This is a genomic window from Moritella sp. (assembly GCF_033791185.1).
GTDB lineage: Bacteria > Pseudomonadota > Gammaproteobacteria > Enterobacterales > Moritellaceae > Moritella.
The window spans coordinates 1-16,487 of sequence record NZ_JASJHF010000026.1 but is presented as its reverse complement, the minus strand read 5'-3'; the positions used below and the strand labels follow the sequence as shown (position 1 = coordinate 16,487).

Genomic DNA, 16,487 nt, shown 5'->3' with positions numbered 1-16,487 from the left:
CCTATTTCACATCTTAACTATGTTTATCTATCTATCTATCTATCTATCTATCTATCTATCTATCTATCTCATCTGACTGCGTTTGTACTGCATATTGTAATTGCTCTTCTAGCTCATCATGCTCTGGTTTATCTTTGATAGAGGTGCTCAAGTCACTGTCATCGAATACGTCTGAACTTTGTAAGATCTCGACCATGTGGGAAGCGATGTCGGGTACGGAGTCAATCATAGTACTGGCGATATCAGCGGCGTACTCAGGGATGGTTTCAGCAACTTGAGTCACGTAATCATTAACCGCACTTTCAATGTTCGCCGTTGCATCACCCGGAGTGGCTTCTTCGCTTTCAATTAGATTGCTGACGTAGGCTTCAGCAACCACATTTGATGACTCTGGATATGCTTCCGATACCGCCAAGGCGAAGTCGGCTGATTGCGTAGGGGATACATCGGTTAAACGGCTATACAGCTCTGTTGCAGTTTGCTCGGTGGCGGCAGCGGTACGATCGACAGGACGCATATCATCTAATGAGTCAGATAGGCTAGTCATGTACTGGTCGGTCATTTCGAGTAGTTCATCTTGGTGATCTTCAACCATATTCTCGGCAGCCAGCTCCATCATATCAATCCCGTTGTCCGGCATTGAGTTGGCGATAGCGACAATAATGTTAGTAAATTGGTCAGGATATTCAGTGGTGATCCAGTCAACTAATTCATCGGCTTGCTCTGGTGAGGCATTGGTTAACGCTTCGGCAATATGAATGCTCATACCCGGTGCAGCGGTAGTGATCGCATGATACAAGCGACTGATATCAATTTCGTCAATGGTACTTAGTGCTGCGGCTAAGTTTGAGGCATTATTCGGATCACGCATTGCTAGCGATTTCGCCATGTTCACCGCGGCTGCAGGGTTTTTAGCGGCTAAACTAATCGCCACTTCCACTTCTGGATTTTGTTCAAAAGAGGGCTGTGCGTACTGAGTTCGAGGATCCAGTTCTGATGCCACGCCAGAGGGGGTTTGCATGATGAAGTTTTCTTGTTCATCGCGCGGTAATGCGGTCTGATTAAGTATATTACCTAGGATAAGGACCAGTAACGTCATGGCTGTCATACTCATGAATGAGAATAATGCGGCACTGCCAAACCAATTCATGGCGATAGACGCGAGATTGGGCCCCAGAATACTACCCAGTGCATAAATCAGCAGCAAGGATCCCATTGCCGCGAGGATCTGTTCTCGCAATACTTTATCAAAGGTTTCTGACATGCTCATCGGATAAAGGCACGCGGTTAACCCCATCACGATGGCAATGATTAGCAAGGTCAGATTAAATTGCGATGAATTAATCAACTGCGGCACTAATAAAGACAATCCGGCAATAGTGAGTACCATCGCGATCATCGTTTTACGACGGTCAAAACGGTCGGACAAATAGGCGATCGGATATTGGAAAATGATCGCACCAAAGATAGATGCACCCATAAATATGGATAAGCTGAAACCTTGAATACCATTATCACTGGCAAAAATAGGCAGCATATTGACCAAGCCGGCATAAAGAAACCCCCCATAAAAACAACTGATAACACCGAGAGGGGATAGCTTCATGATGGTCATTAGGGACATTGACTGACTGTCTTCAATCTGTGGACCGAGTTGTTTGCTGATCACGATAGGGGTTATCGAAAGACTAAATAGAATGCCGGAAATAACAAACAAGGTGACGTCGGTGATCGGCGCGACGTTTAACAGAAACTGACCAGAGAAAAGCGCAGACATTATCACCATTTGGTTAATCGATAATATTCGTCCACGGCTTTCTTCTGTGGCGCTGTGACTTAACCAGCTATCGAGAGTGGCGTTGGCACAGGCCATACAAAATCCGGTCAGCATGCGCATCGCCGCTAACATTAACGGTTCTGGATACAGTCCTGAAAGCAAGATCGCTACCGAGGTTAAGCTGCCACACATAGCAAATATGCGGATATGACCAACTCGCTGTAATAATTTACGACTATAGATAGCCCCCAGTAAGAAACCCACAGACAACATTGATAGGATGATGCCGATGTTATTTACACTTATACCGTCATGTTGCATACGAACAGGTAATAAAATATTACTCAAGCCATAACCTAGCATGAGTAAAAATCCACTGATGAGCAGCAATATAAAGGGTTTAAGGGTTGTTATCACAGTGGCATTCTCTTGTTTGGTGAATCTAAGATTATTGATTCATTACATGGTTAAGCTTTATAACATATAATCAACAAGTGATGAGATCCGATTACACTTTGGTATAAATATAGTCGTATATACAGATATTTTTTATGCCCCCTAATTACTGGCTTGAGAACCTTATTACTGTGACGTTTTCACATATCCAAAAATGCTGTACACTTAACCAGTCTTAAACTACTTTTTCTGGTTAATTTTGTCTGCTACATATCTGGGTTTTTTATTATCGCGTCATAGCCGTGACCGTAATGGTAACAATGAATTAAGTTATTGGTTAGCATCTGAAATAGGTGCGGTTAAATTGATCCCAGCCACTCAGCCGTTAGTCATGTTCATACCTCAGGATCAGCTCACTACAGCGTTGGCGTGTTTAAGTGAATTGAATCCGCGTTTTAACTATAAAGATCTGAAATTGCGCAGCTTTGATTTAGAACTGATGAGCGCCTTTTATTTCCGCACCTCGCATGACTATCATCGCGCCCAAGAATTATTAAGGCGTAAGCTGGTGACGGTATTAGAAGCAGATATTCGCCCTGCAGAGCGCTACTTAATGGAGCGTTTTGTTAAAGGTGCAGTCGAGTTCACTGGTACGCCAGTGCAGCGTAAAGGCTACGTTGAATTTCAGCAAGCGCAGCTCAAACCCGCAGAAATTCCAGATAACTTAGTGGATAAAATTAAACAGATCTCATTGGATATTGAGTGCTCTGAACACGGCGAACTTTATTCTATTGGTTTGTACTCATTAAGCCCAGCCTATTGCCCTGATGGTCAGCCATTTAAGCGGGTATACATGATCGGGGAAGCTCCAGATAGCAATGCTGACCACGACCCGTTAATCCATTGGGTTGCCGACGAAAAAAGCTTATTACAAGCACTGCAAGCGTTTGTGATCCGCTATGATCCGGATATTTTTATTGGCTGGAACGTGATCAATTTTGATTTTCGTTTATTAGCCCAGCGTGCCACGTTCCATAGCCTTAAGTTAGCACTGGGTCGTGGTGGTCAAAACCTGCATTGGCGTGATGGTCGCACGCCACAGCAACCGGGTTTTCTAACCTTGCACGGCCGAGTGGTGGTTGATGGTATCGATAGCTTAAAAACTGCTACCTACAGCTTCCCAAGTTTTAGCTTGGAAAACGTCGCGCAAGCCATACTCGGTGTCGGTAAAGATACTGACGACGTTGATAACCGTATGGAACAAATTAATCACGATTTTCATTTCAACAAACCCAAATTAGCCAAGTACAATCTGCAAGATTGCGTATTGGTGTGGGATATTTTTGTTAAAACACGCTTACTGGACTTTCTGTTATTACGTTCGCAATTAACGGGGTTAGAGTTAGATCGTAACGGTGGTTCGGTACTGGCGTTCACCAATGTGTATTTGCCTAAGTTACACCGTGCGGGTTATATCGCCCCTAATCTACGCGAGAGTGGGGTCATGGCCAGTCCTGGCGGTTACGTCATGGATTCATTCCCAGGCTTGTATGATCACGTGATTGTATTGGATTTTAAAAGCCTGTATCCGTCGATTATTCGCACTTTTAAGATAGATCCAGTTGGCTTATTAGAAGGTGTACAAAACCCAACAGAAGCGATCCCTGGCTTCCGTGGTGGTTTGTTTGATCGGGAGAAACATTACCTGCCTGATATTATTACCGAACTGTGGTCGCAGCGCGATCAAGCCAAACTTGATAAAGATGCCGCGCGCTCGCAAGCCATTAAGATCTTAATGAACTCGTTTTATGGGGTGTTAGGATCGGGTGGCTGCCGTTTTTATGATACCCGTTTAGCCTCGTCTATTACCATGCGTGGTCAAGAGATCATGCAAACCACGGCAAGTTGGATTGAAGCCAAGGGTTACAAGGTGATCTACGGTGATACTGACTCGACGTTTGTATTGCTTGATAGCGCGAAATTTACTGATGGCGATGGCGATCGCGGTTTGCAGGCAGATCGTATGGGCGCCGAACTATCGCAATACATTAATCAACAATGGCAGCGACACTTACGTGACGATTACGATATTGATTGCTTCTTAGATATTGAATACGAAGTGCATTATCACAAGTTTTTAATGCCGACCATTCGCGGATTAGATAAAGGCAGTAAAAAACGCTATGCCGGTTTAGTGAATACTAAAGACGGTGAAAAGCTGATCTTCAAAGGACTGGAAACGGTACGTACTGATTGGACCGATCTTGCGAAGATGTTCCAGCAGGAGTTATACCACCGAGTATTCCATAATATAGCGGTAGAAGATTACGTACTCGAAATTGTCGAAAAAACCTTAGCCGGTGAGTTTAACGACAAGTTGGTTTACCGCAAGCGTTTACGCCAAGAGTTAGCGTTATACGTGAAAAACGTGCCGCCACATGTCAAAGCGGCGCGCGCAGCTGATGAGAAAAACCGCCAATTAGGCCAACCACTGCGTTATCAGCACAAAGCCTGGATCAGTTATGTACTCACGCTCAGTGGTCCTGAAGCGGTAGAGCACCAACATTCAGTATTGGATTTTGAACATTATATTGAAAAACAATTGAAACCAATTGCTGATGGTATCTTACCCTTTATTGGTTTGAGCTTTGATTTGATAACCGATCAACAAATGGGCTTGTTTTAACGCAGGCCATGATTAAAACAACTACTCTGACAATACTTTACCTGCATTTGTGAAACCCATCCTGACACCGCAAGATAAACTGGTTTATCTTAACCAGTTACCGATTGATTAATGCGTTAATGTATGGCGCTTAAATGCTTTAGTGCTTTAGTGCTTAGCGTTATAAATGTCGGCTAATTGCTTTGACATAATATCGACAATTTTAGGCTGGGCGATACGGTTAGGGTGAATTCCGTCGTTTTGCATTAAATTTGGATCTAGCGCGATCTGTTCCATAAAAAACGGCAATACTTGAATGTCTTTTTCACTGCCAACTTGCACAAACACATCGGTGAACATTTTACTGTAGCGTGGACCATAATTAGGTGGAATACGAATATTCATCACGTACACTGGAATATTCTTGGCGTGGGCTAAATCCACCATTTGGGTTAGGTTATTTTTGATTAACTTCGGTGGAAAACCACGTAAACCGTCATTACCACCGAGCTCAATGATCAGCACGTCAACGGATTGCTTAGCCAAAATACCCGGTAAGCGAGACAGCCCACCCGCGGTAGTCTCACCACTGATACTGGCATTGACTATGTTGTAGGGTGCATTCTGCTTCAATAGCTGTTGGTTAAGCAGGGTTACCCAGCCTTCACTTTGTGTCATGCCATAACTGGCACTAAGGCTGTCACCCAATAACAAAAATTTATGGTTAGCTGTGGCATGTGCTGCAGGTAACAAGATAACCATCAATAATAATACTTTAAAGGCATTTCTAAACATGAAGCTAAATTCCGACGTTATATTAAAAGTAAGTGCCTTAACTAAATCAGTTAAAACAGAGGCTAAAACCCTCGATATTTTATACCCGATGGATCTCGCTGTGACCGCAGGTGATTCATTAGCGATTGTTGGCGCGTCTGGCTCTGGTAAGTCTACCCTATTGTCTATTATAGCGGGGCTAGATTTACCCTCGAGTGGTGAAGTTTTTCTTAAAAATCAGCCATTGCACCACTTTAATGAAGAGCAGCGTAGTGCTGTTCGTGCTAAACATGTTGGTTTTATTTTTCAGCAATTCTTACTTATCAACAGTTTAACTGCGTTAGAAAATATCATGCTACCAGCCGAGTTAGCGGGTATGGATAACCCTGAGCAATTAGCACGAGAATTATTAGCCAAAGTTGATTTAGCCGACAGAGCCGAGCATTTCCCATCACAGCTTTCTGGTGGTGAGCAACAGCGTGTGGCGATTGCCCGTGCCTTTATTTCGAAACCGGATATTTTATTTGCCGATGAGCCGACGGGTAACCTCGACACCAAAACCGGTTTACACATTGCTGATTTATTGTTTGATATTAATCAACAAGTGGGTACAACCCTGATTTTAGTGACACATGATCCAAAATTAGCCGCGCGTTGTCAGCGTCAAGTGATCATGGAAAGCGGTCAGTTGAGTGAGGCGCTATGAGTTATTGGCACAAACATTCACTGCGCCTGTTAAAGCACGAATTAAAGCGCGGAGAACTGACTATAATCTTGTTGGCGATTGTATTAGCTGTGTCTGCGGTATTTGCGCTGTCAGGCTTTTCGAGTCGGGTGAAACAAGCATTAACCGCCGAGAGCAGTACCTTTATTGCTGCCGATAGGGTGTTAGATACCGGCAGTGTTATTGATCCTGCGGTATTGGCCAAAGCCAGCAGTTTTGCGTTGCTTCAAGCGCAACAGATACAAATGTCATCAATGGTATTTACTGATGAACAGATGGCGTTAGCTGCCTTGTCTGCGGTGTCTGATAGCTACCCATTGCGTGGTGAATTATTGGTGAGTCCATCATTGGATGCCACACAAGCGGTTGTGGCTAACGCGCCAAAATCCGGCGAAGCTTGGTTAGAAGCAAAAGGGCTAAGACAGTTAGGTATTAAAGTTGGTGACAGTATTGAAGTCGGTGTCATGCGCTTTAAAGTCACTGGCGTGCTCACCCAAATACCGGACGCCTCGTTTAGCGTGTTCACTTCAGGCCCTGTGGTATTTATTAATACCATCGATGCGCAGAAAACAGAACTTATCCAACCGGGCAGCCGATTAAGTTATAAATATTTGTTCGTAGGAGACGCCGACAATATCGCTGCATTTGAGCAGTGGTTCACCCCACAGTTAAGTGATAATCAGCGTTGGTATGATATTAAATCGCAAAATTCACCGCTTGCTAGAGCATTAACCAAAGCAGATAAATACCTGTCTCTGGCGAGTATGTTAGGTATTGTTTTAGCATCTGTCGCTGTCGCGGTAGCAAGCCGTCGTTATAGCCAGCGCCACCAACCTGTGGTGGCAGTATTTAAAGCCATGGGCGCCTCAAAACGTTATGTGGCAAAATTATATTGCCTGCATTGGTCACTGCTCAGTGTATTAAGCATTAGTTTAGGTTTGATTATTGGTTATCTGATACTGAACCTTGGTTTGTATGCCATGCGCGATTATTTGGATACCTCAGACACCGGCAATATGGCTTATCCTTTCATTGTCGCTGTGGTCACTGGGATTATTTGTGCCTTTGCCTTTGCCATCACGCCATTAAAAGAGTTAGTACAAACGTCGCCGATGACGCTGTTACGTGGCCGTGATAATGGTAACAATGCGAGTTTATTATCGCGATTAGTCAGTCCTTTACCTGCTTTAATTGCTATTTTCACGCTGCTGTATTTGTTCAGCCAAGATGCCGAGCTCAGTGCGGCGTTACTCATTGGTGGCGTGCTGGTGGCGCTGGTGCTGTTAGTGATTGGTCGCTTGTTTATGTTGGCTGGACGCTCAGCAGGCAGTAAAGCGGGTAAATCTTGGCATTTAGCATTAGCCAATTTAAAACGTCGCGCGAATGAAAATGCCGTGCAGTTGATTAGTTTCACGATTGCCATCCAATTACTGCTCGTTATCGTGGTGATGAAGAATGGCCTGATTGATGATTGGCAGCAGCAATTACCAGATAACAGTGCCAATCGCTTTTTAGTCAATGTGACGGCTAGCCAAGTCGAACAGGTGAATAACTTTGTTGATACCTTAAAAATTGAATCCAGTGGTCTATTTCCTGTGGTTCGCGGTCGTTTAACCAAGATTAATGATGACCAAGTGACGAAACGCGTCAGCAAGGAAGATACTAAGTCTGCTGATAATGGTCGCCGTGGCGTAGGGCGTGAGTTAAACATGACCTGGCGTGATGCGCTGCCGTATGAAAATAGTTTGCTTGCAGGCGCTTGGTGGCAAGCTGATGATATGCGGGCTTTGGTGTCGATTGAGTCTACACTGGCAGATAAGTTAGGCGTCAGCGTTGGTGATAACTTAACGTTTCAGTTAGGTAGTGAAGAAGTTCAGGCTGTGGTCAGTAATGTACGCAAGGTTAATTGGCAGACGCTGCAACCTAACTTTTACATGATCTTCAACCAACATGTATTAGCCGATTTCCCTGCGACTTATATTTCGTCTTTATACGTTCCGGATGATGCGACCGAGGCGCTCCAGGATTTTCTGAGTCAGTATCCGACGATCACCTTAATTGATGTGGATGCCATTATTACCCAATTAAGAAGTGTCATCGGACAAGTATCTATTGCCATCGAATTTATTCTCGTGCTGGTGGTGCTCGCTGGCAGTTTAGTATTAGTGGCACAAGTACAAGCCAGTATGGAAGAGCGAGAGCGAGAACTTGCTATATTAAGGACGCTTGGTGCAAGTGGACGCTTACTGCGTAATAGTGTGTTATTTGAATTCGTGGCGCTGGGTGCACTGGCTGGATTAATGGCAAGCATCGCCATGGAGCTGGGTGTATATATTTTACAAAGCCGTATTTTTGAGATGCCGGGCACATTCCATTTCCAATATTGGTTATTAGGTATTGGTGCTGGCGCGAGTTTTGTCGGTGTTATTGGCTTGCTCAGCTGCTGGCGTTTATTGACGATGTCGAGTGTGACATTAATTCGACGGACGATGTAACGATTCATACGAGAATGCATATCGCAATCTCATCACGTTGGATATAGATCAAACTCACAAAATTGGCTTAATAAGTTATCTTTATACTCATAAAGTAATATAAATCTGGAGTTTAGTGTCCTCTATATGTTTTGATTAATAGATTGAACACTGTGTCACGATAGACACGTGAGGAGATGCAAAGGAAATAATATGGCTTTTTACTATTATGCAATATTGGCTGTGTTTATGCTGGTTACGCCATGCCTATTTTTTGTTAATGCGATTATTAGTTATAATCGTTGTTCTAAGCGTCGCAGGCTGTACTAATTACTGACTCAGCGTCGATAAAATAGAGGATTTTGTTGTGGGTCCCTCCCTACCTACACTATTATTAATGTTTATCTAGGTGAGTAATCGTCTTTAAAATTAATCACTAGCATTCACATTGACTACTTCTATCGGTAAACTATAACCTCTAATTACGATCAACTAATTAATTGTAGTAACAGTAAATGTTATTAAAATACGATGACATTTACTGTTAGAGGGGAATGGTTTGCCGGTAATACGACCTATGGTATCGCGATTTATTATCATTTTAATAGTTGCTTTGATCCCTGCGTTTACAGTAATGCTATTTAATATTTGGTACGATTTTATCGCTGAAAAACAAAAAATACGTGATGAAGCATTCCTGTTTACTGAAAAAGTCGTCACCCAGCAACAAAATAAAATTGATTATACCAAACAGATCTTATTGAACTTAGCACAAGACAGTGCCCTTCAGGATCCCGCAGATCCGCGTTGCTCTATTTTTGTTTCGCGTATTCAACGCATGAATCCACTTTTTACTAATATCGGAGTGCCATTGGCAAATGGTGATCTGCTTTGTAATGCTTTGCCATTGTCAGAGGTGGTGAATGTTGCTGACCGAGCATATTTTCGTAATACCATTGAAAATGGTCTCTATTCAATGAGCAAATTTCAGCATGATAGAGCGAGTGAGCTCGCTTCGATGAATTTTGCGGTACCTGTTTACGATAATGACAATAAGATTATCGCTGCTGCTGTTGCGGTTATATCGCTGCAATGGTGGAATAAACAATTAACCGATAGCTTCTTCCCTAAAGATGGCTCGGCTTTTGTTATTGATAGCCATGGTCAGGTTATCGCATCGCATTATGGTATTGGCACCGCGAAAGAAAACTTGGCCGTTATCGTCGCCAATTTAGATCCGCAAGCAGAAGGCGTTTATGAAGTTAAAGCGACGGATAACATTCCTTATCTCGTGGCTTATAAACAGATGATTGCGGGTAGTCGTGATACCTTCGTGATTATCGCTTTACCATTAGAAAGTGCTTATGCCAATGCGTATGTTAAGTTACAGCAAAGCATCCTTACCTTATTATTTAGTCTGACGACATTAAGTTTGATCTTATTCTTGGGTCTGCGAGCTAAGATTATTACACCTATTTATCAATTACTTGAAGCTGTATCACATGTTATTGCTGAACATTTCAAGTACGCAGAAGCAGTGCCAAATAATCGGGTGTTAAATAATAAGTTTAAACATGTTCAGGAATTATCAGTTATATCAGATCATTTTAACTTGGTTATCACAGAGCAAAAGAAACAACGACAAGAGCTAAAACGATTAGTTTATTTTGATCAATTAACACAATTACCAAATCGCTACGCGTTATTAAATAGCATTGAAAGTCGTTTATCTCAGCACTATGCACCATTTGCGTTAGTACTCATTGATATCGATAATTTTGGTGTTTTAAATGACCGCTTTGGTCATGATATTGGTGATGCGTTATTAGCTGGAATTGCTAATAGGCTGGCTGTATTATGCCGAGATTATGAAGAGGTGAGTCGCTGGTGTGGTGATGAATTTGTATTTATTTTACCTTATAGCCAGCGTGACTTATTAGAAAATAGAATTCATTGTATTTTAGAGTCTATCGCAACGCCAATTCCAGTGGGAGCGATCTCTCATGCTTGCCAAGCGCGTTGCGGGGTGGTGCTTAGCCAAGAATGTCAGATTAAAGATGCCAGTAAATTGATGGATTTTGCTGATCTTGCGGTTGAAAAAACCGGTGATAATAAGACACATCAGATTAATTTTTTCAAGCCAGAAATGGAGACCGCGGGTCATGAACTGTTCGAACTCGAAGCTGAGTTGCGCCATGCAATATCTCGCGATGAGTTATGCTTGCATTATCAGCCTATTATTAATTTAACAACCGGTACCTATGGATTAGCAGAAGCCTTAGTACGCTGGCAGCATCCGAGCCGCGGTTTAGTACAGCCATTACAGTTTATTGAGTTAGCTGAGAAAACAGGTTTGATTATTGATATTGGTCGTTGGGTTGTATGCGAGGCGCTTCGTCAATTAGCGCTGTGGAATACTGACGACCGTATCGATATTAACGAGATCGCTGTGAATTTATCCCCGCTACAGTTACAAGATAATACGCTTCTTCAGATCATTTCTGAGGCGTTAATAAAGCACGATGTTAAAGCGCAACAATTAACCTTGGAGATCACGGAGTCTGTGTTAATCGATGGTGGTGATGAGGCTCTCGCTAAAATTTCACAGTTTAGAGCGATGGGTATTAAAATTGCTTTAGATGACTTCGGCACGGGTTACTCAAGCTTGAGTTATTTGTCTCGTTTTCAGCTAGATAAAATTAAAATTGACCGTTCATTCGTTAATGAAATTGGTAATGCCCGCGATGATATTTTAATTGAAACCATTATTACCATGTCACATAACATGAACTTAGCGGTTATCGCCGAAGGTATTGAAGTTTCATCGCAGCTTGAATTTTTACAACAATATGATTGTGAATATGGCCAGGGTTATTACTTTAGTAAACCGCTAGCAGCACGTGCAATAACGGCCTTTTTTGAGAAGAACAAGCAAGAGAGTTTATGTTGAAGTATTATCGCTCATAAGTGATATATATCACATCAACGCCTATAGTTGATGTATATGTCTTTATTTGCGGGTGATATCTTGAAGTTTATTAAATCTTGTGTGGTTGTGGCGGCATCCTTGTTGGTTGCGGCTTGTGATGATAGCAATAATAATGATGCGACTTCATTTTCCAATGTTTCTTTTTCAGTCTCTGATGCCCCCGTTGATAGTGCTAATAATGTGGTTATTGCATTCGACCAATTAGAGTTCATTCATGCCGATGGCACGCGTATTATTGTTGCTGTTGATGAAGACCTCGATGGTAATAGCTATCAACAAATTGACTTGCTCGACTACCCTGGCTCAAATGCCGCCCTCATTTTAACTGACCAAGCATTACCTACCGGTGACTATAAAGAATTAATTCTTCATATCGAAGCGAATAAAAGCTTGAGTTATGTCATTGATAATGATGGTACTAATGAATTAAAACAGCCGAGTAATAAATTAAAGCTGGGCAGTTTTACTATCAATGACGAAACGGTGCAAAGCTTTACTATTGAATTCGACTTACGTCAATCTTTGGTAATGCGTGGTAACAGTGTTAATAACAAGGGTTATATCTTGAAGCCACATGGTGTGACTATTATTGACAATGATACGGCTGCATCGCTGAAAGGAACGGTCGATAATGATTTATTTGCTGCTGGTTCTTGTGTCAACGATACCGGTAATTATGTCTACTTATACGCAGGACGTGATTTAGATAGCACTAAGCTCGTGGATAATTTTGACGCTAGTGACGATACATTTAATGGCACCTTACCTGATGTTGGTTCATTGGCTCCGTACGCATCTACATCTGTTGATTTAGGCACTGGCGATTATGCTTTTGGTTATCTACCATCAGGATATTATACCGCTGCGTTTAGCTGTGGTGCGGTTGGTGATGATCCGGTGCAATTTGATGCGCTAACTATCCCCGATCCAACTTGGCAATTCGAAGAAGTTATCTTGTCTGATTCGCAAGAACTAATTTATGACTTTAATAAATGATTAAAGCTAAATGGTAGCGTGATACGCGCGACTAAATGTTAAAACAAGTTAGATGAAGTCAGTATGAATCGATAAATAATTAGGTTATTGCTGTGATCTTTATTAAATTTTAATGATAGTTATAAATAAAATCGGATTTTATGTTTTATATTGTGGTCATAAACCGATAGATTTATACCGAAATTTAATAAGGGAATCATAATGAATAGCAAAGTAATTAAATATGGTCTTATACTCGCCGCTTTGGTTAATATTGGCGGTGTGCTGACATTCTCACAGTTATTTAGTAATACCGCCATTAATGAAGCTGACCCGGTTGTCATGTCTAACTTTGGTTTGGTGATGATTATAGTATGGGGACTGGCTTACTTTGCTGCCGCTATGACGAAAGGTAGTATCCGTTTGTTAGTTTCTGTTTTTGCGATTGAGAAACTGGTGTATGTGTGTGCATGGGTTTATTGGTTAGCAACAAATAGCTTATTTACCTTGTATGAGACAGACTTGTTTGCCGGTATCTTTTATACTATTTACGGTTTAAATGATTTGTTGTTTATGGTGTTCTTTATCAAAGTCGCCATGTATAAAGGCGAGCTTGTTAATACTGATAAAGCAAAGCGCGGAGAGGCTGAATTAGTAACGGACAATACTATTCCTGCAGCATCTAAGTAGTACAGCAAAAGGCCACCTCTGTTATGGTGAGAAGCGGCCTTTGCTCTTTATTGACTGATTTATAGGGGCGGTTTAACTACTGCGTTACTTTATCAATTCAAAGTCACTTGGCTGCCAAGTTTTATCGAACCAAGGTTGCAGCGGGCCATATAAACGTAACATAGCAAACCAAGCTTTACCGGGTGTGGTTTCGGTCCAGTTTACCTCTAAACCTTTTGGTGCATCAGGTCCAAAGTACAAGGTGACTGAGCCGTCTTTATTATAGATAAGTTCATCACGTTTATTGTTCTTACTTGGGAAAAGCGAGCCATTCGGCACTTGTAGTTCTGAGCGCGTTTGTGGATCGTAAGCAACCATTGACCAGAAATCTTTAGCTGGTGCATCAGCCGGCAAGGTGACTTTATAATTCTTTTTACCATAAAGAATGTCGCCATTATTATCGCCTGTTGTCATGGCATAATTAGACCCAACCCCGGGTATTTGCAATGCCATCGCGGGGGTGTTTACAGTTGCAATGTAGAAAAATAGCGTTCGTGCATCCATGTTTCTTCCGCCATTACCGTCATCCTTTAACCAACGATAATCTCGTCCAATAAAGCCTGTAAACCACTGCTTGCCTTCAAATAGATAAGCACTCTTATCTCGAGACTTAAAGGCGATAGCCCGTGCTGTGGCATTACCAACGGCGACTGCATCTTTTAAAATAGCCTTCATGCGTGCATCGGGTTCGAAAGGTTTACCTTTCTCAATACCAATAGCAGTAGCCTGGCCACGAAGTTCTGAGTCGATAAATGCTATTGGCTCTTTTTGGATCACATGCCAAAGTTCCTCATAAAACTTATAATCATTAGCATGAACAGTATTAAAATACTTACCCGAACCATTGATAAATTTCATTTTTTTTGGGTTATTAGCGTCAGCCAGCGGATATATTTTGAGACCTGTACGCCACATATTCGCAGCATGATCAGGTTTTCCGTCTTTCAAGAAACCGCGTAAAATAAGCCAATTATTATAACTTGTTGATTGTGTGATCCACACTTTCTGTTGTGTATCGCCAATCATGATACTTGCTCTCGTGTCCTTATCTCTGTCCTGCATGGCATTAAGGGTTGGCTTTAACTCTCCCTCATAATCTGGCGGCAAAATAACATATGTGCCACCTTTCTGTGCATCAGGTCCTGGTGCGCCCATATCGACTACAAAACGGAAAAAAGCATCATTCAGCGTACCAGGTCCTGCTCCTGCTGGTATCTCAACCACTGTCACACCGTCTTTTTCAAGGTCGAGCATGGCACCAGCGTAAACTGTATCTGTGTTACCGGTTAAAAATAAGGGATTAGAATCCATGAGATTATCGAATACTAAGACTTCATTTGAGTCATCGGCACCCAGAGATTTAAAGCCTAAACGGATCCCTTCGATTGATGTTGCGGGAATAAAATTAAGAAATACATCGACACCTCGAATGAAGTCTAAATTATCATATACCTTGTCGAGAGTCGCTTGAGTTGGGATACCATCATAAAAATTAAGCTCGCCAAGACGAGTTTCAACCTTATTTGGGGTCATTATCTCTTCAGGGATTTTATGATTAAAGCCTGGTGTGACAGTACCTTCAGAAGCGGGGGAAGCAAGAGCTGTACCTGTGAAGACTGATATAATGCAACTGCTAAGAAGTGCTAATTTGATAAGTTGTGTTGGTTTTTTCTTCATCAACTGTGTCCTTTTAGTCATGGTTAAAAATCAGTAGAGGAGCGATTTTTATCGATTTTTATATCAATGGCTGTGGCGTTAGCGTATATCAGAAGTAAGGAAAGGTGATTTATGGCGGGCGTTTTAACCTATACAATTGAGAACGCTATTTTGACGATCTCAATTGTAGCTATTTTCTAACTTGTAAGCGCTTGAACACAAACAGCAATACTCTAAGTATAAGGTAAACTTCTCGAGTCGGCCGCTAGTGTGTCACATTTATCGCAAGAATGTTTCTATAGCGCTGACATTTTAGTACATCTAGGTGGTTAACCGACTTGCTCTAATAGAGCATTACGGTAAGTGACAATGTCTTCAATGGTTAATACCGGTAAGTCATGCTTTTCACCAAAGGTAATGATTTCAGGTAAACGCGCCATAGTACCGTCGGGATTGGTGACCTCACATAATACCCCCGCTGGCTTTAATCCGGCTAGTTTCATTAAATCAATAGTACCTTCGGTATGACCACGGCGTGTTAAAACACCGCCTGGTTGCGCGCGTAGTGGGTAAACATGACCGGGACGGGCAAGGTCACTTGGCATCGCGTTATCTGCAATCGCGGCTTTAATCGTGGTAACACGATCAGCTGCTGATACGCCCGTTGTCACACCAACTGCCGCTTCAATGCTCACGGTAAATGCTGTGCCATACTGGCTTGAGTTATTCTCAACCATAGGCGCAAGTTCTAAATGTTTAACCCGCTCATCAGGCAGACAAACACAAACAATACCACTGCCTTCACGGATCAATAGTGCCATTTGCTCATTGGTAAGCGACTCTGCCGCATACACCATATCACCTTCATTTTCGCGGTCTTCATCATCAACAACTAAAACCCCTTTGCCTAAACGTAATGCCGTTAATGCTGTTTCAACACGTGTGATTGCGTCGCCAAAAGGGGAGAGTAAAGACTGATTCATGGTTTTAATCCTTAATATACAACTATAAAAATATGGGTTCCAGAATCAGGGCGTGCAGAATTAGAGGTACGTTATTCGCCATCTACCAAGGCAGATGTAACGCATCTTATATTCTCTCTCATCCGGACTTAGTCATACCTTATGATATGAACATTACCGTCGGCTCTGGACTAGGCTATATGGCATAGCGTTCACCAGATCTGCTGACCCTAAGCTAAGATTTATTCAATCTAACTAGACTTAGGCGCTCGCGGGCTGAAACAGGATGATGATTGTAAAATGAATCGACCATCTTGGTTATTACCGCCGGTGGGGAATTACACCCCGCCCTGAGAATTTAATCGT

10 protein-coding genes and 1 riboswitch are annotated in these 16,487 nt (G+C 42.3%); of the genes, 6 read left to right on the top strand and 4 right to left on the bottom strand.

Annotated elements, in window-relative coordinates:
- Positions 1 to 55: 55 nt before the first annotated feature.
- Entirely contained in the window at positions 56 to 2,194 is a 2,139-nt protein-coding gene (locus QNK26_RS01795; protein ID WP_319220547.1) for an MFS transporter, read from the bottom strand.
- Positions 2,195 to 2,432: 238 nt separating this feature from the next.
- Between QNK26_RS01795 and QNK26_RS01790 the strand changes: the two genes are divergently transcribed.
- Positions 2,433 to 4,859 carry a DNA polymerase II gene (locus QNK26_RS01790; protein WP_319220546.1) on the top strand — a complete coding sequence of 809 codons (2,427 nt, stop codon included), beginning with the start codon at positions 2,433 to 2,435 and terminating at the stop codon, positions 4,857 to 4,859.
- 147 nt (positions 4,860 to 5,006) lie between these two features.
- On the opposite strand, the gene QNK26_RS01785 is transcribed toward QNK26_RS01790, so the two are convergent.
- Positions 5,007 to 5,633 carry an arylesterase gene (locus QNK26_RS01785; RefSeq protein ID WP_319220545.1) on the bottom strand — a complete coding sequence of 209 codons (627 nt, stop codon included), beginning with the start codon at positions 5,631 to 5,633 and terminating at the stop codon, positions 5,007 to 5,009.
- On the opposite strand from QNK26_RS01785, the gene QNK26_RS01780 reads away from it, so the two are divergent.
- From QNK26_RS01780 to QNK26_RS01760, 5 genes are all read left to right on the top strand, one after another.
- Positions 5,632 to 6,318, top strand: a complete 687-nt coding sequence (locus QNK26_RS01780; protein ID WP_319220544.1) for an ABC transporter ATP-binding protein — start codon at positions 5,632 to 5,634, stop codon at positions 6,316 to 6,318. The two genes, QNK26_RS01785 and QNK26_RS01780, sit on opposite strands and share 2 nt — an antisense overlap.
- Complete coding sequence (locus tag QNK26_RS01775; RefSeq protein WP_319220543.1) at positions 6,315 to 8,831, top strand: ABC transporter permease; 2,517 nt, start codon at positions 6,315 to 6,317, stop codon at positions 8,829 to 8,831. The genes QNK26_RS01780 and QNK26_RS01775 overlap by 4 nt, the downstream gene beginning before the upstream one ends.
- Positions 8,832 to 9,369: 538 nt before the next feature.
- On the top strand, positions 9,370 to 11,760 hold the full coding sequence (locus QNK26_RS01770) for an EAL domain-containing protein (protein WP_319220542.1): 2,391 nt from the start codon (positions 9,370 to 9,372) through the stop codon (positions 11,758 to 11,760).
- A 54-nt stretch (positions 11,761 to 11,814) separates the two neighbouring features.
- Complete coding sequence (locus QNK26_RS01765; RefSeq protein ID WP_319220541.1) at positions 11,815 to 12,795, top strand: DUF4382 domain-containing protein; 981 nt, start codon at positions 11,815 to 11,817, stop codon at positions 12,793 to 12,795.
- Between the two features lie 201 nt (positions 12,796 to 12,996).
- Positions 12,997 to 13,464, top strand: a complete 468-nt coding sequence (locus tag QNK26_RS01760; protein ID WP_319220540.1) for a hypothetical protein — start codon at positions 12,997 to 12,999, stop codon at positions 13,462 to 13,464.
- A gap of 84 nt (positions 13,465 to 13,548) precedes the next feature.
- On the opposite strand, the gene QNK26_RS01755 is transcribed toward QNK26_RS01760, so the two are convergent.
- Entirely contained in the window at positions 13,549 to 15,180 is a 1,632-nt protein-coding gene (locus tag QNK26_RS01755) for a DUF1254 domain-containing protein (RefSeq protein ID WP_319220539.1), read from the bottom strand.
- A gap of 308 nt (positions 15,181 to 15,488) precedes the next feature.
- Positions 15,489 to 16,142, bottom strand: coding sequence for a 3,4-dihydroxy-2-butanone-4-phosphate synthase (ribB, locus tag QNK26_RS01750; protein WP_319220538.1), 654 nt, complete (start codon positions 16,140 to 16,142; stop codon positions 15,489 to 15,491).
- 106 nt (positions 16,143 to 16,248) lie between these two features.
- Positions 16,249 to 16,483, bottom strand: a riboswitch (FMN riboswitch).
- Positions 16,484 to 16,487: the final 4 nt, after the last annotated feature.

Excerpts from the sequence above, each read along its gene's own strand:
- QNK26_RS01755 (WP_319220539.1), bottom strand. The coding sequence starts at position 15,180 with ATGAAGAAAAAACCAACACAACTTATCAAATTAGCACTTCTTAGCAGT.
- QNK26_RS01765 (WP_319220541.1), top strand. The coding sequence starts at position 11,815 with ATGTCTTTATTTGCGGGTGATATCTTGAAGTTTATTAAATCTTGTGTG.
- QNK26_RS01785 (WP_319220545.1), bottom strand. The coding sequence starts at position 5,633 with ATGTTTAGAAATGCCTTTAAAGTATTATTATTGATGGTTATCTTGTTA.
- QNK26_RS01780 (WP_319220544.1), top strand. The coding sequence starts at position 5,632 with ATGAAGCTAAATTCCGACGTTATATTAAAAGTAAGTGCCTTAACTAAA.
- ribB (WP_319220538.1), bottom strand. The coding sequence starts at position 16,142 with ATGAATCAGTCTTTACTCTCCCCTTTTGGCGACGCAATCACACGTGTT.
- QNK26_RS01760 (WP_319220540.1), top strand. The coding sequence starts at position 12,997 with ATGAATAGCAAAGTAATTAAATATGGTCTTATACTCGCCGCTTTGGTT.
- QNK26_RS01775 (WP_319220543.1), top strand. The coding sequence starts at position 6,315 with ATGAGTTATTGGCACAAACATTCACTGCGCCTGTTAAAGCACGAATTA.